The sequence below is a fragment of the Streptosporangium sp. CA-135522 genome, from assembly GCF_050949235.1.
Classification (GTDB): domain Bacteria; phylum Actinomycetota; class Actinomycetes; order Streptosporangiales; family Streptosporangiaceae; genus Streptosporangium.
On record NZ_CP192026.1, the window covers coordinates 788,192 to 809,990 of the forward strand.

General features: G+C 69.6%; 21 protein-coding genes. 9 read left to right on the plus strand and 12 right to left on the minus strand.

Features of this window, described 5'->3' with window-relative positions:
• Positions 1 to 9: 9 nt before the first annotated feature.
• Positions 10 to 915 carry a glycosyltransferase gene (locus ACQPYK_RS03895; RefSeq protein ID WP_433250285.1) on the plus strand — a complete coding sequence of 302 codons (906 nt, stop codon included), beginning with the start codon at positions 10 to 12 and terminating at the stop codon, positions 913 to 915.
• A gap of 22 nt (positions 916 to 937) precedes the next feature.
• Here ACQPYK_RS03895 and ACQPYK_RS03900 read toward each other — a convergent pair whose 3' ends face one another.
• From ACQPYK_RS03900 to ACQPYK_RS03950, 11 genes are all read right to left on the minus strand, one after another.
• Positions 938 to 1,696 (minus strand): methyltransferase domain-containing protein, encoded by a 759-nt coding sequence (locus tag ACQPYK_RS03900; RefSeq protein ID WP_433250288.1) that lies wholly within the window; start codon positions 1,694 to 1,696, stop codon positions 938 to 940.
• 48 nt (positions 1,697 to 1,744) lie between these two features.
• Complete coding sequence (locus ACQPYK_RS03905; protein ID WP_433250291.1) at positions 1,745 to 2,923, minus strand: glycosyltransferase family 4 protein; 1,179 nt, start codon at positions 2,921 to 2,923, stop codon at positions 1,745 to 1,747.
• A complete protein-coding gene (locus ACQPYK_RS03910; RefSeq protein WP_433250294.1) occupies positions 2,913 to 4,229 on the minus strand; it encodes a nucleotide sugar dehydrogenase in 1,317 nt (438 codons plus the stop codon). Before ACQPYK_RS03910 ends, ACQPYK_RS03905 begins: the two co-directional genes overlap by 11 nt.
• A 144-nt stretch (positions 4,230 to 4,373) precedes the next feature.
• The gene (locus tag ACQPYK_RS03915; protein WP_433250297.1) at positions 4,374 to 5,441 is read right to left on the minus strand and encodes a GNAT family N-acetyltransferase; all 1,068 of its coding nucleotides are present in this window, start codon (positions 5,439 to 5,441) and stop codon (positions 4,374 to 4,376) included.
• Between the two features lie 227 nt (positions 5,442 to 5,668).
• A complete protein-coding gene (locus tag ACQPYK_RS03920) occupies positions 5,669 to 6,592 on the minus strand; it encodes a glycosyltransferase family 2 protein (RefSeq protein ID WP_433250300.1) in 924 nt (307 codons plus the stop codon).
• A gap of 178 nt (positions 6,593 to 6,770) precedes the next feature.
• Positions 6,771 to 7,436 (minus strand): polysaccharide deacetylase family protein, encoded by a 666-nt coding sequence (locus ACQPYK_RS03925; protein ID WP_433250303.1) that lies wholly within the window; start codon positions 7,434 to 7,436, stop codon positions 6,771 to 6,773.
• Between the two features lie 175 nt (positions 7,437 to 7,611).
• Entirely contained in the window at positions 7,612 to 8,586 is a 975-nt protein-coding gene (locus ACQPYK_RS03930) for an NAD-dependent epimerase/dehydratase family protein (protein WP_433250306.1), read from the minus strand.
• Between the two features lie 238 nt (positions 8,587 to 8,824).
• Positions 8,825 to 9,871 (minus strand): 2-oxoacid:ferredoxin oxidoreductase subunit beta, encoded by a 1,047-nt coding sequence (locus ACQPYK_RS03935; protein ID WP_433250310.1) that lies wholly within the window; start codon positions 9,869 to 9,871, stop codon positions 8,825 to 8,827.
• Positions 9,864 to 11,717 (minus strand): 2-oxoacid:acceptor oxidoreductase subunit alpha, encoded by a 1,854-nt coding sequence (locus ACQPYK_RS03940; protein ID WP_433250313.1) that lies wholly within the window; start codon positions 11,715 to 11,717, stop codon positions 9,864 to 9,866. Before ACQPYK_RS03940 ends, ACQPYK_RS03935 begins: the two co-directional genes overlap by 8 nt.
• A gap of 258 nt (positions 11,718 to 11,975) precedes the next feature.
• A complete protein-coding gene (locus ACQPYK_RS03945) occupies positions 11,976 to 12,065 on the minus strand; it encodes a putative leader peptide (protein ID WP_433250316.1) in 90 nt (29 codons plus the stop codon).
• A 69-nt stretch (positions 12,066 to 12,134) separates the two neighbouring features.
• The gene (locus tag ACQPYK_RS03950; protein ID WP_433250321.1) at positions 12,135 to 13,649 is read right to left on the minus strand and encodes a polysaccharide deacetylase family protein; all 1,515 of its coding nucleotides are present in this window, start codon (positions 13,647 to 13,649) and stop codon (positions 12,135 to 12,137) included.
• 167 nt (positions 13,650 to 13,816) lie between these two features.
• Between ACQPYK_RS03950 and ACQPYK_RS03955 the strand changes: the two genes are divergently transcribed.
• The 6 genes from ACQPYK_RS03955 to ACQPYK_RS03980 all read left to right on the plus strand — a co-directional run bounded on the left by ACQPYK_RS03955 (position 13,817) and on the right by ACQPYK_RS03980 (position 18,228).
• Positions 13,817 to 14,188: an NADH-quinone oxidoreductase subunit A gene (locus ACQPYK_RS03955; RefSeq protein ID WP_433250324.1), complete on the plus strand. Its 372-nt coding sequence runs from the start codon at positions 13,817 to 13,819 to the stop codon at positions 14,186 to 14,188.
• 53 nt (positions 14,189 to 14,241) lie between these two features.
• Entirely contained in the window at positions 14,242 to 14,763 is a 522-nt protein-coding gene (locus tag ACQPYK_RS03960; protein ID WP_433250327.1) for an NADH-quinone oxidoreductase subunit B, read from the plus strand.
• The gene (locus ACQPYK_RS03965) at positions 14,760 to 15,320 is read left to right on the plus strand and encodes an NADH-quinone oxidoreductase subunit C (RefSeq protein ID WP_433250330.1); all 561 of its coding nucleotides are present in this window, start codon (positions 14,760 to 14,762) and stop codon (positions 15,318 to 15,320) included. The genes ACQPYK_RS03960 and ACQPYK_RS03965 overlap by 4 nt, the downstream gene beginning before the upstream one ends.
• Positions 15,313 to 16,266, plus strand: coding sequence for an NADH-quinone oxidoreductase subunit NuoH (gene nuoH, locus ACQPYK_RS03970; protein ID WP_433250333.1), 954 nt, complete (start codon positions 15,313 to 15,315; stop codon positions 16,264 to 16,266). The genes ACQPYK_RS03965 and nuoH overlap by 8 nt, the downstream gene beginning before the upstream one ends.
• Positions 16,267 to 16,501: 235 nt before the next feature.
• Positions 16,502 to 17,446 (plus strand): hypothetical protein, encoded by a 945-nt coding sequence (locus ACQPYK_RS03975; protein WP_433250336.1) that lies wholly within the window; start codon positions 16,502 to 16,504, stop codon positions 17,444 to 17,446.
• 161 nt (positions 17,447 to 17,607) lie between these two features.
• Positions 17,608 to 18,228 (plus strand): dihydrofolate reductase family protein, encoded by a 621-nt coding sequence (locus tag ACQPYK_RS03980; protein WP_433250339.1) that lies wholly within the window; start codon positions 17,608 to 17,610, stop codon positions 18,226 to 18,228.
• Positions 18,229 to 18,302: 74 nt separating this feature from the next.
• Here ACQPYK_RS03980 and ACQPYK_RS03985 read toward each other — a convergent pair whose 3' ends face one another.
• The gene (locus ACQPYK_RS03985) at positions 18,303 to 19,799 is read right to left on the minus strand and encodes a protein kinase domain-containing protein (protein ID WP_433250342.1); all 1,497 of its coding nucleotides are present in this window, start codon (positions 19,797 to 19,799) and stop codon (positions 18,303 to 18,305) included.
• A 202-nt stretch (positions 19,800 to 20,001) separates the two neighbouring features.
• Here ACQPYK_RS03985 and ACQPYK_RS03990 point away from each other — a divergent pair, with 202 nt between their 5' ends.
• The gene (locus ACQPYK_RS03990; protein WP_433250345.1) at positions 20,002 to 21,264 is read left to right on the plus strand and encodes a 4Fe-4S binding protein; all 1,263 of its coding nucleotides are present in this window, start codon (positions 20,002 to 20,004) and stop codon (positions 21,262 to 21,264) included.
• Positions 21,261 to 21,797, plus strand: a complete 537-nt coding sequence (locus ACQPYK_RS03995) for an NADH-quinone oxidoreductase subunit J family protein (RefSeq protein WP_433250348.1) — start codon at positions 21,261 to 21,263, stop codon at positions 21,795 to 21,797. The genes ACQPYK_RS03990 and ACQPYK_RS03995 overlap by 4 nt, the downstream gene beginning before the upstream one ends.
• Positions 21,798 to 21,799 lie beyond the last annotated feature (2 nt).

Below are 21,799 nucleotides of genomic sequence, written 5' to 3' on the forward strand. Positions count from 1 at the left end.
GGCGTTGCGGTGAACGGCGCTGCGGATGAGGACGTTCTGCCGGCCCCCGGGCCATCCGGTGAACGGTGGCCGGTCGTCAGCGTCGTCGTGCCCGCGCACAACGAGGAAGCCGTCATCGCGAGCGGACTGAGCCTGTTGCTCGCCGGAACGGCGCCGGGCGAGTTCGACGTGGTGGTGGTGGCCAACGCGTGCTCCGACCGTACGGCGGAGGTCGCCAGGCAGGTGGGCGTGCGCGTCGTGGAGACGGCGGTGCCGGGCAAGGCCAACGCGTTGCGGCTCGGCGACGAGGCCTGCCTGACCTTTCCCCGCGTGTACCTGGACGCCGACGTCGAGCTGGGTGCGGAGTCGGTGCGCGCGCTCGTCGCCGCCGCCGGCCGGCCCGGCGTGCTCGCCTGCGCCCCGGTCCCGGCACTGGACATGGACGGGGTCGGCTGGGTCGCCCGGCGCATGCACAAGGTGCACGACCAGCTGATCGCGCCGTTGCGCGCGCTGGCCGGGGTCGGGGTCTACGTCCTGACCGAGCGAGGGCACGCCAGGGTCTTCCCGCTGCCGGACGTGCTCTCCGACGACGGCTGGGTGCACGGCGGCTTCGCGCCTCACGAGCGGGTGGTGGTGTCCGAGGCCCGGTCGCTGGTGCGCCCGGCGAGGACCGTCTCGGCACACCTGAACCGCCGGGTGAGAGTGCGTCTGGGCAACCGGCAGCTCGCCGAGCTGGGCCGGTCGGCACCCGAGGGGCGTCTGCGGCTGGGTTCCCTGGGCGCTCTCGTGGCGGCGCGGAAGGTGAGTCCGTTCGACGCGGGCTGTTATCTCACCGTCCTGCTCATGGACCGGGCGTTGACCCGGCTGCGCTCCTCTCGCGGCGGCCGGGTCCAGTGGGGCACGGACGCCGGCAGCCGCTCCCGGACCGGGAAGTAGCACGCGCGGGGGTTCTGCGAGGTCAGGCACCGGCCCGCTCGGTGATCGCGTACACCCGGACCGTGCCGAACGGGCCGTCCTGCGCAGGCCTGCGTCTGCGCGCCACCGTGCGGACGTGGTGGAAGCGGCCGGTGCCCAGCAGGAACGCCTCCTCGACCGGGTTGAAATAGATCACCGTGACCGGGCGCGGGTTCCGGTCCACGGTCGCGATCAACTTCTCGATCACGGTCGCGAAGGTCTCACCCCGGAAGGGATTGTTGAGGAACACCACGCTGACGTCGTCGGGGATGTCGTAGTCGAGCACGTCCGACCGGACGAGGTCGACCTCCTTGCAGCGCAGGCGCAGGCGGGTGCCCGCGAGGTTCTCCCGCGCGATGCCGTTGAGCTGCTCGGACAGCTCGACGCCGATCACCTTCCGGAACGGGTACTGGGACGCCGCCTCCAGCACCATGCGGCCCATGCCGGAACCGAGGTCGATGAACACGTCGTGCTCGCCGACGTCGCGCCGGGGCAGCGTGCGCCGCAGGGTCCGCCAGTTCGCCGCCGAATAGTAGACCCGATCGTGCCGGGCCAACCCGAACTCCTCAAGGCTCACGACCTCCGAGGTCCGCACTCCGTACCGGCGCTCGAACAACAGCTGGCCGGTGGTGCGGCGCAGCCATTTGTAGGACCGCCGCAGTCCTTCCACCATCCCGGCCGCGGCCGCAGCCCCCGTGTCGGCGCAGCTTTCCAGCAGGGAGGAGATCTCCGTGGCGGTGACGCTCTCGATGAGCACGCTCATGGCCGTTCCTTTCTGGTTCTGGCTCGGGTGCCGGCGGTGACTCCGACGTCAGGAACAGGCGGCCTCGTAGGCGGCCAGAAGCGCGATCCTGGATCGCTCCCACGACAGCGGGCCGGTGACACGGGCCTTGCCGATCTCACCCATCCGGCGGCGTTCCTGCGGATCGTCGAGCAGCCGGGCGATCAGCTTGGCGAACTCCGACTCGTCGTTGGCCGGGGCGTACACCGCGGCGTCCCCGGCCGAGACCCTCGCCTCCCGGAGGTCGAAGGAGACGATCGGGCGGGACATCGCCATGTACTCCATGATCTTGTTCATGGTGGACACGTCGTTGAGCGGGTTGAGCGGGTCCGGCGCCAGGCAGACGTCCGCCGCCGACAGGTAGCGCAGCAGGTCGTCGTCCGGGATCCGGCCGGTGAACTCGACGGAGTCCGACAGGCCCAGCTCGCGGGAGAGGTCGATCATGTCCTCGAAGGTGTCACCGGCGCCGACGAACACCGCGTGCCAGTCCGTACGGCCCAGGTCGTCGCGGAGCTTGGCCAGCGACCGCAGCGCGTAGTCCACGCCGTCCTGCGGGCCCATCACACCCAGGTAGCACAGCAGGTGCGGCTTCCCGCGCTTGATCGACTCCTCCGGCGGGACCTGGTGGAACCGCTCGACCGCCGGCGCGCTGCGCACCACGAACACCTTCCCGGGCTCCTTGCCGCCCCTGGTGATCGCGACCTCGCGGTAGCTCTCGTTGGTCGCGATGACCACGTCGGCCGCCTGGTAGGTGAGCCGTTCCAGGCGGCACACGGCGCGGTAGAGGAAGTCCTTGCCACGGTCGAAGCGCGACAGGTAGAGCTCGGGCACCAGGTCGTGCTGGTCGAACACGAACCGCGCGCCACGTCGCTTGAGCATCTTCGCCACGAGGAACAGCAGGTCCGGCGGGTTGCAGGCGTGCACGACGTCCACCGGTCCGACCCGGCGGGCGAGCCGGAAGGTGTGCCACAGCGCCAAGCCGTACTCCTGCAGATAGCCGAGCGGACCGCCGGTCGCCGCACGCAGCGGATAGCGGTGGATCTTCACCCCGTCCAGCTCGACGTACGGCTCGCTGTCGCGCTTGGTGCCCCGGGGACAGATGACGTGCACGTCCCAGCCGGCGTCGCGCAGCGTGGTGCTCTCCTGCCAGACACGCCGGTCGAACGGCACGGAAAGGTTCTCGACGAGGATGAGTGCTTTACCAGCCAAGGCCCACGTATCCAGGATGTGCCCGGCGCGCTTCGGCGTCGGGAAGGCGGACGAGATCGATGATCGTGCGGTCTCCCGCGCCGTCGAGCGCGCTCAGCACGGCCGGGTCCTTACAACCAATGACGCACACGTCGGCGTGTGAGAGCACGTCCTCGGCAGAATTGCTCAGCAGATCCCCCAAATGCGGCAGCCTGCTTTCGATGTAATCCCGGTTGGCCCCCATCAGGCGGGACAGCGAGACGTTGGCGTCGTAGATGCGTAGGTCGTATCCCTTGCCGAGAAGGCGCTCGGCCAGCTCCACCAGCGGGCTCTCCCGCAGGTCGTCGGTACCCGGCTTGAACGACAGCCCGAACAACCCGATCCGGCGGCTGCCGGCCGCCGTCACCAGTTCGAAGGCGCGGCGCAGGTGGTCCTCGTTGGACGGCAGGACGTGGGACAGCAACGGCACCGAGACGTCGGCTCGCCGGGCCGCGTAGACCAGGCCCCGGAGGTCCTTGGGCAGGCACGAACCGCCGAAGGCGAAACCAGGCCGCAGGTAGGCCGGACTGATGTTGAGCTTGCGGTCGGCGAGGAAGACGTCCATGACCCGGTGCGAGTCCAGTCCGAGCGCCTGGCAGATCGCCCCGATCTCGTTGGCGAAGCTGATCTTCAAACCGTGGAAGGCGTTGTCGGCGTACTTGGTCATCTCGGCGACCGCCACGGGGACCCGGAAGACCTCGCCCGGAAGTCCCTCGTACAGCGCGGCGACCGCGTCACCGCTCTCGGCGTCCACCTCGCCGATGACGGTCTTGGGCGGCTCGAAGAAGTCGCGCACGCTCGTGCCCTCGCGCAGGAACTCCGGATTGACCGCCACCCCGAAGCCGGTTCCGGCCCGCAGCCCCGATGCCCGTTCGAGGATCGGGATGAGCAGGTCGGTGCAGGTGCCGGGGAGCATGGTGCTGCGGAAGACGATCGTGTGCCGCTCGCTCTTGCCCGCCAGCTCCTGGCCGATCTGCTCGGCCACCCGCTCCAGGTAGGCGGTGGAAAGGCTCCCGTTGGGAGCGGACGGCGTGCCCACGCAGATCAGAGAGATCTCGGTCCCGTTGATCGCCTCGGCGACGTCGGTGGTGGCCCGCAGCGCACCACTGCGCACGACCTCGGCGGTCAGCTCGCCGATCCGCTCCTCGACGACCGGCGCCTGGCCCCGGGTGATCAGGTCGATCTTCGTGGGATTGACGTCGACGCCGATGACCTCGTGCCCGCTGGCCGCCAGACACGCCGCCGAGACACAACCGACATAGCCGAGCCCGAACACACTGATTCTCATTGTGCGCTGCCTCCATCGCATCGCTTGCCGGCTGTCGCGGGGCAGGAGGCGTTCTCCAAGCCTCGCCCGATTCGCCCGTTACTCGGATGGTTTATTTGGATCGTTACGATTTCGAGAAGTGCTCGCCCGGGAAGCCGGGCGCGATCATCGTGGGAACGTCCGGAGTTTGCGTGCGATGTGCCGTAGGCCGGGACCGAGCGCGGATGATTTCGCCGCCGTGACCATCGAGTCGCGTGCCCGCCGCAATGTCTGCCGAGCCGAACTTCGGGTCACGATCCCCTGGCACACCTGTGTCTCGCCGGTCTTGGCGCGTCGTTTGTACTCGTCGTCGCCCCGTCCGAGATCGATGCGCGAGATGCCGAGGGCGGGAGCGGCGCAGACGAGCTCGCGCAGCAGCATCCACCCGGGGGCGAGCCCGGCGAAGGCCGGGTCGTAGACCGGAAACCACCAGTGCAGCACGTTCTCCGAACGTATTCCGAAGTGCGCCGCGACCAGGTGAGGGCCGGCGTGCAACGTGGACAGCACACCCCCGAACGAGGAGTCCCGGGTGTGCAGCAGCCGGGTCATCAGGTCGTGGCGATCCGGCTCGGCGAAGTAGTCCCGGGCGCCGGTGGCGGCGTACTGCGCGCGCTTGAGCTCCACCACCCGGCGCAGGATCTCCGGGTCGGCCGCGTCGGCGACGAACCGCACGGCGCCGTGAGCCCGTTCGGCCTTGGCGGCGCGGCGACGGGCCTGCCCCATGTTGTCCTTGCCGCTGCGCGAGACCCGGCCCAGATAGCCTTCCAGGCCGCCGGAGACGTCCAGGAAGGGCGACGGCCGCCGGGACTCCACCCACGGCTCGAAATCCGCGCAGCTCTCCAGCAGATGGTCGAACGCGAACCCGCGCACCCCGTCGGCGAGCAGCGCCAGCGGGGGGAAGGAGGAGCCGGCGGCGAGTACGGGCCCCTGGAAGTCGGCCGCAGGCCATCCCGCGGGCCTGATCAGCGATCGCTCACGGTGGTGGGGCAGCAGGGCGCAGACCTCGCCCGCGCGGTCCCGGCCCACGGCGACCCGCACCTCACGGCCGCTGGCGTGCACGGCCGCGGCGAAGCCGGGATGGAAGTAGGGGCTGTCCAGCAGGGGGTTGGCCGCCCGCAGCAGGTGCCAGGCCTCCAGTTCCTGCGCGGTGAGCGCGTCGAACCCGACCGTCCGCACCGTCTGCGCTGTCCGCACCGTCTGCGCTGCCTGCGCTGCCTGCGCTGCCTGTGCTGCCTGTGCTGTCCGCGCCACCCGGGCTGCGTCCGCTGCGTCCGCTGCGTTCGCCGTGCTCGCCGTGCCCGCTGTGTCTGCCACGGGTGTGGCCCTTGCCGTCGCGAGCCCGGCGGGCTCGGATCCGTCCGGCTCGCCGGATGCTTCGCTCTCGGACATGGTCATTGTCGTTCCCCTCGTCGGCGGTCGGGTCAGTCCGCGAGCTTCTGGAGCCGGCGCGACGGCCTGAGCAGCGCCACGACCGACGCCTTCGACGTACGGCGTCCCGCGAGCGCGCGCAGTCCCTCGCCGAGGACGACCGCGAGATAGTAGACCGACGAGGCGGGTGTGCTCCGCCGCCGGCGGAACAGCTTCACCTTGTTGACGATGAGCAGCGCGGCGAGGGTGGGGTTGATCCCCGAGTCGCCGCCGATGTGCTCGACCACCGATGCCGGTTCGTACCAGAGTGTCCAGCCCCGGTCAGCGGCACGCAGCGCGAATTCGGTCTCTTCGCTGTAGAGCAGGAAGGATTCGTCCCACGGGCCGATCTCCCTGATGACGTCGGTGGAGACGAGCATGGCCGCGCCGGTCGCCCAGGCCGCGACACCGGGCCGCTCGTACTCCCGGGGGTCGGTGACCAGTTCGCCGAGAGTGCCGATCCGGCCGGCCAGGTTTCCGCCGATCACCGCCTCCACCAGGGCCCTGCGTACGGTGGGCATCCTCCGTAGAGAGGGCTGCAGGCTGCCGTCCGGATTGACCAGGCGCGGTACGGCGATGCCGCACCCCGGCTGCCGCAGGACGCCGGCGAGCGAGGCGAGCGCGCCCGGCCGCAGCCTGCAGTCAGGATTGATCACGAACACCGCGTCGAGCTCCCGGATGTCCACCGTCTTGATGCCCGCGTTGACCGCCGCGGCGTAACCGGCGTTCCGGCCGAGCTGGACCGTACGAATGGGGAGCTCGACCGCCTTCTCCGCGATCCCCAGCGAGTCGTCCCTGGAGGCGTTGTCGGCTACGACGACATGGGCGAGATCCACGCCCTGGGCGCCCTCGGCGAGGGAACCCAGACAGCCTTCGAGTACCTCCGCGCTGTTGTATGTGACGATCACTACGGCGATCCGGGGGGTACCAGGTGTCATATATGCGTCATCGTCAGGCTCGGGGGTGTCGTTACCACGTTCCAAATCCCGAGAAATCACCACGGCTCACCGGCGAGCACGCCGGCTCCGAATCCCGGGAGATCACCAACGGTCCACCGGCGAGCACGCCGGCTCCGAATCCCGGGAGATCACCGGGCGCGTCGGCGAGCACACCGGCTCAGCCCCTGGCGCGCTTGAAGGCCCGCGCGGCGACCCGGCGGGCGCGAAGCGGCAGCGGAGGCGTTCCGTCGATGACCCGCGGAGCCCACGTGGCGTCGATGTCGTGGCGCAGGCTGTTACGCGGCTGCAGCCACGAACCCGGCCGGGCGCGTCCTCCGTCACTGGTGTAGGCACAGGTCACCGCCGCTCGCCTCAGCCTGCCGAGCACGTGTCTGTCGTAGGACCCGAACGGGATGGCCACCCTCGACACCGGCCGTCCGGTGAGCTCGGTGAGAAGCCGGTTGGCGCCGGCGATCTCCTCACCCGCCTGGTCGTCGTCCAGCCGCCGCCAGTCGCGGTGCGCCCAGCCGTGCGAACCCACCTGCATGCCCGCCGCCACCAGCTCTCGGACCCCGTCCGCGTCCAGCCTGCCCGGCCGGCCGAGAAGCCCGGCCAACACGAAGAACTCCGCGGTCAGGCCGCGTTCGAGCAGCCGCGGCAGGGCGATCTCCACATCCGAGGCGTTGCCGTCGTCGAAGGTGATGCGGACATCCTGGCGGCCAATCGCCGCGTCGAGAACCTGCTCGAACTGCTCGACGCTGACCCAGGTCGTGTCCTCGCCCGGGTCGAGCTCACGGCTGGTCGGGCCGATGCCGTGCACCGTGAGGTTGACGACCGTATCCACCCGTGTCCTCGTTTCTGGTCCGGCGCCCCGCTCGGAGGAAGGGCGCCGAACGGTGTTCCGCTTCCCGTGGATATCGGCTCCCGCGACGTTCCGTTACGCCGGGGCGCCGCGGGACACCGGCTCCTGCGGCGTTCCGTCTCGCCAAGGCGTCTCGCCAAGACGTCCCGGCGTGACGTCACGCCGAGGCGTCGCGCCGCAGGCGGTCGGCGTACCAGGCCGCCGTCAGCCGGAGGCCCTCATCCAGCCCGGTGACGGGACGCCAACCGAGCACCTCGGCGGCCGGGGCGATGTCGGCGATCCGGGCGCTGTCCAGCGGGCGGTCGGAGATCGCGCCGTACCGGGGGCGCAGCGAGCTGCCGACGATCCGGCCCAGCAGCTCCACGGTGTCCCGGATGGACGTCCGGGTGCCCGTGCCGATGTCGAGGCTCTGACCGGCGGCCTCGGGGACCCGTCCCGCGGCGACGAGGGCGTCGACCACGTCGTCGACGTAGACCCAGTCCAGCTGGCGGGTTCCACTGCTCAGGCGGGGTTCCTCGCCGCGCAGCAGCGAGAGCGTCACGTAGGGGACCAGCTTCCTGGTGTCCTGCTGGCCCGGCCCGTAGACCATCCCGATGCGCAGGGTGGTCACCGGGATGTCCCAGAGGTGATGGAACATCCGTGCGTAGCCGCTTGCGGCCCATTTGGCGACGGCGTAGGGCGAGGACGGCGCCGCCTCTCCCTCGCCCGGCCGGGGCTCCTCCAACGACCCGGCGAGCACCACCCGGGTGCCCGGGCTGTCGGCGACCGCCGTCAGGAGGTTGACCACACTGGCCAGGTTGCTCTCCAGCATCGGCCGGACCAGCCGCGGGTCTCTGGCGCCGGCGACCTCGCTGGCCAGATGGAACACGACAGCCGGACGGGTGGAGCGGACCAGGTTCTCGATCGCGTCCGCGTCGCTGACGTCGGCCACGTGCCAGGTCTCGCCCCGGCCGGTCTTCTCCCGGGGCTTGCGGCTGACCGCGTGGACCTGGGCTCCGAGCGAGCCCAGACGTCGCACCAGATGGGCTCCGATGAACCCGGTGGCGCCTGTCACCAGTACGCGCATGCCGTACCAGCCGGGACCTTCCTGTTCGGGGGCATGGATGTCGCCGGGCGCGGGGACGGTGAGCATGGGCGTTCTCCTCGTGTGTCTAACGAGTCATGTCGGACGCTCTCGCTGGCAGACCTGGCCGGTAGGCCCATGCATTTCATACCTTGTCCCGCGTGGCGGGACGGGCAATATCGATTTTACGGCGGAAAACCGATGAGGGCCGCTCACCTGAACGGCCCTCATCGTCGTCTTGCCCTTCGACCGGCGCTGTCAGTCGCCCTGTCAGCCGGCGCTGTCAGTCGGCGCTGGGTCGATGCTGTCAGCCGATGCGCCAGGTGTCCCCGGCGAGCAGCAGGTCGTCGAGGTCGCCCCGGCCGCCCTCGGCGGTGGCGTCCTCCAACTGCCTGGCCATCAGCTCGTCATAGGACGGGCGCTCCACGTTGCGGAACACGCCGATCGGGACGTGCTCGAAGGCGGGCTCGTCGAGGCGCGACAGAGCGAAGGCCAGTGACGGGTCGGCGCGGTGGGCGTCGTGGACGAGGATCTCCTCCTCGCTCACCTCCGAGCGCGCGACGACCTCGATGCCGCCGTCGGCCGACCGTCGTACCGCCTTGGAGGCCGAGACGATCGGCTGACCGTGCTCCAGGCGCAGCGTGATGTCGTCACGCTGCTCCGGGTCCTTCAGCTGGTCGAAGGCACCGTCGTTGAAGATGTTGCAGTTCTGGTAGATCTCCACCAGAGAGGTGCCCCGGTGCTCGGCGGCCTCGCGCAGCACCGACTGCAGGTGCTTGCGGTCGGAGTCGATGGTCCGGGCCACGAAGGAGGCCTCGGCGCCGATCGCCAGCGAGATCGGGTTGAACGGCTTGTCCAGCGAGCCCATCGGGGTGGACTTCGTGATCTTGCCGATCTCCGAGGTGGGAGAGTATTGGCCCTTGGTCAGGCCGTAGATCCTGTTGTTGAACAGCAGGATGTTCAGGTTGACGTTGCGGCGCAGCGCGTGGATCAGGTGGTTGCCGCCGATGGACAGCGCGTCGCCGTCACCGGTGATCACCCACACCGACAGGTCGGGGCGCGAGGCGGCCAGGCCGGTCGCGATCGCCGGGGCACGGCCGTGGATCGAGTGGAACCCGTAGGTGTTCATGTAGTACGGGAACCGGGACGAGCAGCCGATGCCCGAGACGAACACCATGTTCTCGCGCTTGAGGCCGAGCTCGGGAACGAAGGACTGGACGGCGGCCAGGATCGCGTAGTCACCGCACCCGGGGCACCAGCGGACCTCCTGGTCGGACTTGAAGTCCTTCATCCCCAGCTTGACATCGGACTTCGGGACCAGGGACAGGCCCCTGCCGTTGGCAATCTCACTCACTGTCGATCACGTCCTGAATCACGCCGGCCAGCTCCTCGGCCTTGAACGGAAGCCCGCGCACACGGTTGTAGCTGATGATGTCGACCAGGAAACGGGCGCGGAGCAGCAGCGCGAGCTGGCCGAGGTTGATCTCGGGGAGCAACACCTTGTCGTAGGCCCGCAGGACCTCGCCGGTGTTGGCCGGAAGCGGGTTGAGGTGGCGCAGGTGAGCCTGGGCGACCTTGCCGCCGGACTTCCTGATCCGCCGTACGGCCGCCGCGATCGGGCCGTAGGTGGAGCCCCAGCCGATGACCAGGACGCGGGCGTCGCCGTCCGGGTCGTCGACCTCCAGCGGCGGAATGTCGTGGGCGATCCCGTCGATCTTCGCCTGGCGGAGGCGGACCATCCGGTCGTGGTTGTTGGGGTCGTAGGAGATGTTGCCGGCGCCGTCGGCCTTCTCGATGCCGCCGATCCGGTGCTCCAGGCCCGCGGTGCCGGGGATGGCCCATGGCCGGGCCAGGGTCTCGGTGTCGCGCTTGAACGGCAGGAAGGTCACGCCGTCGTCGCCGTTGGGCCCGGAGGCGAACTCGATGGAGATGTCCGGCAGCTCGGCCGCGCTGGGCACCTTCCACGGCTCGGAGCCGTTGGCGAGGTAGCCGTCGGACAGCAGCATGACCGGTGTGCGGTATTTCACCGCGAGGCGGGCCGCCTCGATGGCCGCGTCGAAGCAGTCGGACGGGGTGGACGGCGCCACGATCGGCAGCGGGGACTCGCCGTTGCGGCCGTACATGGCCATCAGCAGGTCGGTCTGCTCGGTCTTGGTGGGCATGCCGGTGCTCGGCCCCGCACGCTGCACGTCGACCACGATCAGCGGCAGCTCGGTGGTCACCGCGAGGCCGACGGTCTCGGCCTTCAGCGCCACACCGGGCCCGGAGGTCGTGGTGACGCCGAGCGCCCCGCCGAAGGCGGCGCCCAGCGCCGCGCCGACGCCGGCGATCTCGTCCTCGGCCTGGAAGGTGCGGATGCCGAACCGCTTGTGCCTGGACAGCTCGTGCAGGATGTCGCTGGCCGGGGTGATGGGGTAGGACCCGAGGAACAGCGGCAGCTTCGACTGCACGGAGGCGGCGATCAGGCCGTAGGCGAGCGCCTGGTTGCCGGAGATGTTGCGGTAGACGCCGGGGGCCAGCGGGGCCGGCTTGACCTCGTAGGAGACCGAGAAGGACTCGGTGGTCTCACCGTAGTTCCAGCCCGCCTGGAAGGCCGCGATGTTGGCCTTGGCGATGTCGGGCTTCTTGGCGAACTTGTTCTCCAGGAACTTGATCGTCGCCTCGGTCGGCCGGTGGTAGAGCCAGCTCAGCAGCCCGAGGGCGAACATGTTCTTGGAGCGCTCGGCGTCCTTCTTGGACAGCTCGAAGCCCTCCAGCGCCTTGACGGTCAGCGAGGTCAGCGGCACCGGGTGGACGCGCCACTCGGCGAGCGAGTCGTCCTCCAGGGGGCTGCCGTCGTAGCCCACCTTCTGCAGGTTGCGCTTGGTGAACTCGTCGGTGTTGGCGATGATGTCGGCGCCCCGCGGCAGGTCGCCGAGGTTGGCCTTCAGGGCGGCGGGGTTCATCGCGACCAGCACGTTGGGGGCGTCACCCGGCGTGAGGATGTCGTGGTCGGCGAAGTGGAGCTGGAAGCTCGACACACCCGGCAGGGTTCCTGCGGGTGCGCGGATCTCGGCCGGGAAGTTGGGAAGAGTCGACAGGTCGTTGCCGAACTCCGCGGTTCCCGCGGTGAATCGATCACCGGTCAGCTGCATGCCGTCACCGGAGTCTCCGGCGAACCGGATGATCACGCGGTCGAGTTGCTGAACCTGCTTGGTCACAGCTCGGTCCTCCTCGACGCGGCAGGGCGCCGTTGCTGGTTGCGCGTTCTTATTTCCATGCTAGATCCCTCGGAGTGACGCGTAATCTTTCGCGTTGCTAGATTCCTCGAAGTCACGCGTGATCTCCCGCGATCCCTTCGGCATCTTTCGCGCTCCACTCGGCGGAGGAAGGTGACGTGTGTCGCACATCTTCGGCAGCCGCCGGGGGCCTGGGCGCCGGAGCCACGGGCGCGGCAGGGTGGCGCGGCCCGTGTGGGGTCACGGTCGCGGACGGTTGGCCCGACACAGCCCGGCAGCGAGCCGGCACAGATCCACGTGCAGGCGGCCGAAGAGGACAGTTGACGTCACGATGCCTAACTATATGTCTCACCGGGAAGCCGGCCTCATCGCCTCCGGCTATGTGGTCATAGCCGCAGGTTATGGCATTGTCTGCTTCTCGAGCGCACGCGTGACGATACCGGACTCGCCCGTGCTGGCGCCGGAGGCGGCTGAGTCGTAGGCCCGGCCCGGCTGCATGCCGCCCGGGCCGTACAGCTCGGGGACCGTGACAAAGGTGTAGCCCTTCTTCGCCAGTCGCCGCAAGATCTCGGGAGTGGCGTCGACGGTCGAGCCGTTGATGTCGTGCAGGAGGACGATCGCTCCCGGCTTGGCCTGGGAGACGGCCCGGTCGGCGATGGCACGGGGGTTGGGATCGTTGCGGTCCTCGGTGTCGACGCTCCACCGGACCACCGACAGGCCCAGCCTGCGCGCCACGGATGCGACCTGGAGGTTGCTCGCGCCGTACGGCGGGCGCACCAGCGTCGGAACCTGCCAGATCGCCTGGGTGATCGCGTACTGGCCGAGGTTGATCTGGTCGGCGATCCTGCTGCCGGGCAGGGCGGTCAGGTCACGGTGGGACCAGGTGTGGTTGGCGACGAGGTGGCCCTCCTGCCGCATCCGCCGCAGCAGATCGGGGCGGACGGAGGCGTTGGAGCCGACACAGAAGAAAGTCGCCCTGGCGTCCTTCTCGCGCAGGACGTCCAGCAGCCGCCCGGTGTTCGGACCGGGCCCGTCGTCGTAGGTCAGCGCGATGCACTTGGCGCGCGCGCAGTCCACGCTGCCGGCCCTGGAGCTGCGCGCCGGCGGCTTGGCCCTGCTCGCCGCCTGGATGGACTCGTCCGATCCCATCGGCGGCGTCTGCGACCGCACCATGGCCGCCCGCCGCGCGCGCATCCCGGTCGCCGACAGCAGCGGCTCCGCGTCGAAGGCCGGTACGGCCACCGCCACGCGGCCGAGGGAGCCTCCCCCCACCTGGTAGTCGTCGAACTCCGCGACGAGATCGCCGTGAGGGTTGAAGCCGATGGAGTCGAACAGCTTCGGGTCAGGCCTGACCGCGTGCGGATCCACCTGCGGTCCGCGGTCGGCCAGTTTATCGCCGACGAGCCCGGCCAGCTCTGCCAGCGCGGCGTCGTCTCTGATCAGGGCGCTGGAGTCCAGGGCGCGCCGGTCCGTCCGGTCGTACCAGACGGTGGTGCGGGCCTCGGACCATCCACTCCCGGTGGACTCGCCGATGCGCAGCCGCACGCCGTACACCTCGTCGGACGCGGCCGTGAGCTGCCAGTCCACGTTGAACTCCGAGCGGAGGGTGCTGTTCATGGAGGCGTCCCGGGTGAAACGGTCGAGCTGGCCGACGACCGTCCGGCGGAGCTTCTCGGTGAGGTAGGGGGCGTCGTCGAACGCGGGGTAGGTCACGTGCTCGCGGCGATCGTCGGAGTCGCCTCTGCTCACGTTGCGGATGTCGAGCCCGTGGACCCACGCCGGGTCCACATAGTTGATCATCGTCGGCTCGGAGGGGAGGGGGCGCTCCATGGTGGGGGAGAGAGCGGCCGTGCCGCATCCGGTTATGGTTGCGGCGACTAGCGCGATTCCTCCGAAGAACCGCAATTTGGGCATGAGTGTCACGGTAGATGGTGAATTGGGCTTTTTGCTGCCCTTTGGGGTTAATCGGGAGAAGGTTTTGATCCCTCAAGGTTTGGTGTTCCCACCGGGTGACGAGCGTGGCGGATACTGCTATAGGTGAGTGGTGAGGCCCCGTTCGGCAGGGCTCTCGGGGAGGATCCATGGGCGGGTATTTCGGCTCCTACGCGGTGGTCCTCGCGCTGTTCGCGATCGGCGTGCTGATCGTCGTGGGGGCGCTGTCGGTCAACCGGCTGCTCCGCCCGCACCGCCCGACTCCCGAGAAGCTGCTCACCTACGAATGCGGCGTCGACCCGGTCGGCGGGGACTGGGCCCAGTCTCAGGTCCGCTACTACGTCTTCACCTACCTCTACGTGGTGTTCGCGGTCGACGCGGTCTTCCTCTTCCCCTGGGCGACCGTCTTCTCCGCCCCCGGCTTCGGGATGACCACACTGGTGGAGATGTTCGTCTTCCTGGGCTTCATCGCGCTGGGGATTCTCTACGCCTGGCGCAAACGCGTGCTCACCTGGACCTGACATCGGCGGGGCCGGGCGAGCCAGACCGTCGACACTGAAGGAGAATGAGTGTCATGGCGGACCTTCCGATGCCCACGGTGGGGCCGGCCTCCCGGCTGGCGCCCAAGCCCATGCGCTTCATCCTCAACTGGGGACGGCGCTACTCGTTGTGGGCGTTCAACTTCGGCCTGGCCTGCTGCGCGATCGAGTTCATCGCGACCTCGATGAGCCGGCACGACTTCATCAGGTTCGGGGTCATCCCCTTCGCCAACGGCCCGCGGCAGGCAGATCTGATGATCGTCTCGGGTACGGTGACCGACAAGATGGCCCCCGCGGTCAAGCGGCTGTACGAACAGATGCCCGACCCCAAATACGTGATCTCCTTCGGTGCCTGCTCCAACTCCGGCGGCCCCTACTGGGACTCCTACTGCGTGACCAAGGGCGTCGATCAGATCATCCCGGTCGACGTCTACGTCCCCGGCTGCCCGCCCCGGCCAGAGGCGCTGCTGCACGGCATCATGATGCTCCAGGAGAAGATCGCCGCCGAGAACCTGGGTGACCGCTACGTTCTCTCCCGTGAGGAGCCGAGCACATGAGCGACGGTGAGGCGACGACGGGGCCGGACGCCCTCCGCGAACGGTACGGCCCGCGCGCCCAGGTGTCGGAGTCGTTCGGCGAGATCACGGTGGACGTCCAGGCCGATGACTGGATCGACCTGCTGGAGTCCGCCCGATCCGAGGGCTACGAGTTCTTCGACTGGCTGACCGCGGTGGACGACCCGCCGGACGGGTTCTCGATCGTCGCCCACGTCTTCGACCCCGTTTCGCACGCGCGCCTGCTGCTGCGAACCCGGATTCCGCGCGCCGACCCCCGGCTGCCCAGCGCGGTCGGCGTCTTCCGGGGCGCCGACTGGCACGAGCGCGAGACCTTCGAGATGTTCGGTGTGATCTTCGACGGGCATCCGAACCTGATCCCGCTGCTGCTGCCCGACGGCTTCGAGGGCTTCCCGCTGCGCAAGGACTTCGTGCTGGCCGCCCGGGTCGCCAAGGCCTGGCCGGGCGCCAAGGAGCCCGGCGAGTCCGACCACGGCTCGCCGAGCCGCCGCAAGACCCTCCCGCCGGGCGTGCCCGCCGACTGGGGGCGTGATGGCTGAGGTGTTCGACGCCGCCGTCCGGCTCGTCGGGATCGTCGTCGTCTTCCTCGTGCTGCCGCTGGTGGCCGGGCAGACCGAGCACAAGGTCATGGCGCACATGCAGGCGCGCCTGGGCCCGATGTACGCCGGGGGCTTCCACGGCTGGGCCCAGCTCATCGCGGACGGGATCAAGTTCGTCCAGAAGGAGGACGTGATCCCGGCCGCCGCCGACCGCCGCGTCTTCGCCCTGGCACCGGGGGTGGCGCTGATCCCCTACCTTGTGGTGATGGCCGTCATCCCGGTCGGTCCGGGCCTGGTCGGAGTGGACCTGGACGCCGGCCTGTTCTTCGTCCTGGCCGTGATGGGGGTCGGCGTCCTCGGCTCGATCATGGCCGGGTGGTCGTCGGGGAACAAATACTCGGTCCTGGGCGGGATACGCTCGGCGGCCCAGCTCATGTCCTACGAGCTGCCGCTGGTCCTGGCGGCCTCCAGCGTCGCGATGGCTGCGGGCACGCTGTCCCTGCCGGGCATCGTGGAGTCCTGGCAGTGGTGGTGGCTGCCCTGGCAGGCGATCGGCGGTGTGATCTTCTTCGTGGCGGGGCTCGCCGAGCTGCGCCGGCCGCCGTTCGACATGCCGATCGCGGACTCGGAGATCATCATGGGTCCGCTGACCGAATACGCCGGGATCAGGTTCGCGCTGTTCATGCTGGCCGAATACGCCGGGATCATCGTCGTCTCCGCGCTGACCAGCGTGCTGTTCCTGGGCGGCTGGCACGGACCTTTCCTGCCCGGACCGGTGTGGATGCTCATCAAGGTCTTCGCCCTGGTCTTCGTGGTGATCTGGGTCCGGGTGAGCTTCCCCCGGCTCCGCGAGGACCAGTTGCAGAAGCTCGCCTGGGTCGGTCTGGTGCCGCTGGCGCTGGTCCAGCTCGCCCTGACGGGAGTCGTCAAAGTTCTCGCGGGATGACGCGGGACGATCTCGTCGCCGTCGTGATCTCCGGACGGGCGTGGCGGAGTGATCTACGGATGGGCGTGGCGGATCGCCGGCGCGCGCCGCTTCGCCGTACAAGATGGACCGGCGCTTCGCCTCGCCGTGGAAGACGGGCCCGTGTTCGAAGCGTGCCCTCCGGACACGTTCGAAGCGTGCGCGCCGGGCAAGGAGGAACACCCGTATGTGACATCACAGGCCAAGGACGGAACGCATGACTCTCGCGCTCGCCGTGGAGAATGACGACCTGGTCGTCGAGGTGCCGGAGCATCCGCCGGCACGGCTGCCGCTCGTCGGCCGGGACCGGGCGAGCACGCTGCTCTTGTTCGGCTACCCGGGCCGGGGCAGGACGAGATACGGCCTGGCGGTGCTGGACGAGTCCGGCCTGGTGATGATGGAAGCGCCCGGCTCCCGCTCGCGCCGCGAGGTGGAGGAGTTCGCCCGGGAGAACGGCCTGGGATTCGAGCTGCGGCGCTTCGCCACGGGGGAGGAGGCGCGCATCGCGCTCGCTCGCAGGTCGCCGGGGTGGCACGTGGTGACCTGGGGTCGTCCGGCCGCGCCGCTGCCGCGGCTGCGCGTGCCGGGGGTGCGAAGCCTGCGGCCGCCCATGGGCTCGCCGAAGATCTGGTGGCGTGAACAGCTGCTCTACGCGCTCATGTGGCTGGTGCTCGCCTACGGCGTGGCCTTCGCGACGCTGGTGGTCCTCAACATGACGCATCCCGGCCGCGACGTCACCAGGGGCATGAGCCTGCTCGGGGTCGTGGCTCTGGTCCTGGCCGTGGTGACCGCCGTCGCGGCCCTCGTCGTCGTCGGGATCGGCCGTCGCCGGCGCCGAACCCGTGACCGGGCGACCGACGGTCGCGTGCTCCGGCGGCACGGCGCGCCGCGCTGCCGCCTGGTGGCCGTCCACGGCCGGCTGCTGCTGGAGACCGAGCGCAGGACACGCGAGATCGACGTCTCCGGTCTGCTGCTCTACTCGGCGGGGCCCGGCGTGGGCGGGATGATCGCCGGAGACGGGCTGTTCCACCTGCCGGGGCAGTGGGACCCCGAGGAGGCGGAGCGCTTCGCCGTACGCAACGGGCTGGACCTGCGGACTCGCGAGCTGAGCCGCGAGGAGTATCTCGCCCTGACGGCCCAGGTCCGGGACGCGGTGCCCTAGCCGGTGCCCTGCGGAGCTCGTCCGAGCGATACACGAGCGATACCCGAGCCACGGCAGGAGGCCGACGCCGGCGCGGCAGGAGCGGGTCGAAGGAATTCCGAGAAAAGTCGAGAAAAGTCGTCGACGGATGTCGAGGACCAGGCGACGGCTCCGACTCCCGGATGACAGCGCGCCCCGAGGGCGCGGGAGATCCGCAGAGACAGGGCGCCATCATGGGCAAGCTCATCCACTTCGTGCACCAGTCCCTCGACGGTTTCATCGAGGGTCCCGACGGCGAGTTCGACTGGCCGCTGATGGGTCCGGAGCTGTCGGCCTACTCGCAGGAGCTGACCGGCGACGACAAGGTGTTCCTGTACGGACGCGTGGTGTGGGACATGATGTCGAGTTTCTGGCCGCGAGCCGAGCAGTATTCGACGCACGAGCACGACCTGGCCTTCGCCCCGGTCTGGCGTGAGGCGTCCAAGATCGTGGTCTCGCGCACGCTGGAGAAGGCCGACTGGAACACCCGGGTGATCGGCGGGAACGTCGTCGAGGAGCTGACCGCGCTGAAGGAGTCCGGTGCCACGCTGCTGTTGTTCGGCGGATCGGAGCTGGCCGCCCACCTCACCGAGCACGGCGTGATCGACGAGTACCGGATCTTCGTCCATCCGGTGGTCCTGGGCGGAGGCAAGCCGACCTTCCAGCAGCAGCGCCACCGGGTAGGTCTCGAACTCGTCGAGTCACGGACGTTCGACTCCCAGGTCGTGCTGCTACGACACCGGCGTGCCGCCGCCCAGGCGTGATCCCCGGTCGGCGCGCGGATCCTCGACCGCGCCGGTGGGCATCGTGCTCAGGGCCGGCGGGGAAGGGAAACGGCCTAGTTCACGATCCGCAGCATGATGTCGGCGGCCGTGGGCCGGTTTTCGGGCTGCTTGTCCAGGCAGGCGGCGGCCAGCGGACGCAGTGACCGGGGCAGGGGAGACAGATCGGGATGGTGGTTGATCACCCGGTTGAGGATGGCGGGGATGGTGTCCTCGCCGAAGGCCACGCGGCCGGAGGCAGCGAAGATCATGGTGGCCGCCCAGCTGAACACGTCGGACTCCGGGCCTATGGAACCCCCGGCGAGCTGCTCGGGGGACATGTAGGCCGGAGTGCCCATGATGTTGCCCGACGTCGCGGTGACCTGGTCGAGAGCGCGGGCGATGCCGAAGTCGATCACTCGTGGGCCGTCGGCGCCGATCAGCACGTTGGCCGGCTTGAAATCGCGGTGCACCACCCCGGCCCGGTGGATCGCGGCCAGCGCGCCCGCCGTGGCCAGGGCCAGCCGGGTCAGCCCGTCTTCGTTGCGCGGGCCCTGGTCGCGAACCAGCTGCTCAAGGGAGACGCCGTCCACGTACTCGCTGACGACATAGGCCTGGTCGTCGTTGATGTTGACGTCCAGCACCCGGGCGGTGGAGAACGTCGCCACCCTGCGCGTCGCCTCCACCTCCCGCAGGAACCGGTCCCGCACCACCTGGTTGCCGTTGAAGTGCTCGTGCAGAACCTTGATCGCGACCTTCTGTCCCTGCGGGGTGAGCGCGAGGTGGACCGTTCCCTGGCCGCCCCTGCCCAGGCTGCCGATCAGCCGGTACGGCCCCAGCCAGCCCTCGGGGGACCGGGCGCCGCCCTGGGGCCGGCCGTGGTGAGCCTGGTCGTGGGCCCGGCCGGGTCCGGTCGTGTCGTGTCGTACCTGGTCGGGCCGGTTCGGGTCGTGAAGGGTCGGGTTGTAGCGCGGCCGGCCGTGGTGGGGTTGCGGTTGGGTGTGGTGGGTCTGCGGCCGGTGCGCGACCGTCTGCCGCTGCGAGGGCACGGTGGGGACGGTGGCCGGGTACGGCGCCGACGGACCCGGTCCCGACCCCGGACCCGGTCGGGGGATCTGGTTCGGGGCGGGAGCGTGGTTCGGATGGGGAAGCGGGCTCGGGTGGGGAAGCGGGCTCGGGTGGGGGGCGGGGTGCCGGTAGGGGGCGGGTGTGGAGAACGGGGACCGCGGTGGGTGCTGCCGGAACACCGCCCCTCTGATGATCAGGGCGTGGCCCAGGCCGCCGAGCCAGTTGCCGAACAGCCCGATCATCAGTGCGGTGTCCAGCCAGACCGGGATCAGGTCGGAGTCTCCGTAGACGACCGCACCGACGACGAACACCCCGATGCCGAGGCCGTAGAGGACCGTGACGAGGGTCAGGGTGGTGCTCCGCAGGCGGTAGGCGGCGTGACCCATGATGAACGGCGTGCCGAATCCGCAGGTGAACAGAGGCACCAGTGCCCACACCACGCTCCACCCCGTGTTGGAGCGCGGAGGCGGCTGCGGATGCCAGGCAGGGCCGTACTGGTGCGACATGTCGCGAACAATACGTATTTCTGAGGATCCTTGCAGTCCTCTTCCATATCGGTTCCGCAGACGGATGCGGTTATCGAACACACAGTCTGTGGATAACTATTGTGGATAACCGGAGGGGCGGGGATCCCTCTATGCCGGACCACCGCATTCCCGAGCTCACTCCCATGCGCCATGATGTTGAGTTGTGGCACGGATACCAGGAGTGGGATTGGCGAAGGGGCTGTCCGTCACCCTTCGCCACATGCTGAGCAGATCGGTGACCCGGCAATATCCCGAAGTTCGGCCGGACCTGCCTCCCCGGAGCCGGGGGGTGATCGCTCTGGTCGAGGAGAACTGCACGGTGTGCATGCTCTGCGCCCGCGAGTGCCCCGACTGGTGCATCTACATCGACTCCCACAAGGAGACCCTCCCCGCCCCCGAAGGCGGCCGTCCCCGTGCCCGCAACGTGCTCGACCGCTTCGCGATCGACTTCTCCCTGTGCATGTACTGCGGGATATGCATCGAGGTCTGCCCGTTCGACGCGTTGTTCTGGTCTCCGGAGTTCGAGTACGCCGAGGGCGACATCCGTAATCTCGTCCACGAGAAGGACAAGCTCGCCGCCTGGGTCCAGACCGTCCCCCCGCCTCCGGCGCACGAGCCCAACGCCGACCCCCCGAAGGAACTGGCCGCCGCTTCCCGTCCCACCCGCCCCGGTCCGGCGGGTCCCGGCGTTCCCCGCGCCGCCGCCTCCGTCCCTCGCTCCTCCGATACCGGCGCGCCTGGCGTCGGCTCCTCCGGTACCGACACGCCCGGTCCGACCGGTCCCGCCGACATGGCCGGTTCATCCGGTACGGCCAGCATGGCAAGCACGATCGGCACGGCTGACACGACCGGTACGGCTGACACGGCCGGTACGGCCGGCACGACCGGCACGGCTGGTTCATCCGCCACGGCCGCCGGCGCGCCCGAGCCCGCCGGCCCGATTCCCGGCTCCCCGGGAGCCGACCGGGGTTCGTCCCTCAGACCGGGTGACACCGCACCGGATGGCACGGTGGGCAGGTCCGCGGCGGGAGGTGAGACCGGTACAGCGGGCAATCCCGACATGGTGGACGGACCCGGCGCCACGCGTGCCCCCGAAACCATGAGCGGGCCAGAGGCCACGCGCACCTCCGGCACCGCGAGCAAGCCGGACGTCACCGGCCGGCCCGGTGCGGCGGGCGAGTCCGGAGTCGCGGGCGGGCCCGATGCGGCGGGGGCGCCGTCCGGCCGGAGGCCGCCGCGGCCCGCGCGGACGGCTTCGGCGGGACACGCCAACGTCCGGGCCATCCGGCCGCCGGGAGCCCTACCGAAGAAGGACGACTCGTCCACAGGTAAGCCGGCTGCCGAGAAGTTGTCCACAGGCGAGGGTGGCGTGCCCCCGGCGGTGGGAAAACCAGAGCAGGATTCTTCCACGGACCCGACCGGAGAGCCTGAGGAGGAGATGTGACCGAAGTGCCGTCCTATCTGTCGCCGACCGGGCAGGAAATCGTCTTCCTGCTGCTGGGCGCGGTGGCCGTCGGGTCGGCGCTGCTGGTGGTCACCACCAAACAGCTCGTCCACGCCGCCCTCTGGCTGGTTGTCTGCTTCGGCGCACTCGCCGGGGGTTATCTGGTCCTGACGGCCGAGTTCGTCGCCTGGGTGCAGATCCTGATCTATGTCGGTGCGATCGTGGCCCTCCTCCTGTTCGGCATCATGCTCACTCGCGCTCCGATCGGCAGAACCGCCGACCTCGACAGCCGCAACCGACCGGCCGCCGCGATCGTGGCGGTCGCCACAGCCGTCGTGCTGGTCACCGTGGTGATCGACGGCTTCCGTACGGCCTACGCGCCGCTGGAGCCTGGCAGAGGTTCGGCCAAGGACCTCGGCTCCAGCATCTTTCGTAACTGGGTGCTTCCGTTCGAGGCGCTCTCGGTTCTCCTGCTGGCCGCTCTGATCGGCGCCATCGTCCTGTCCCGCACCGACATCCGGGGGAGGGACTGACG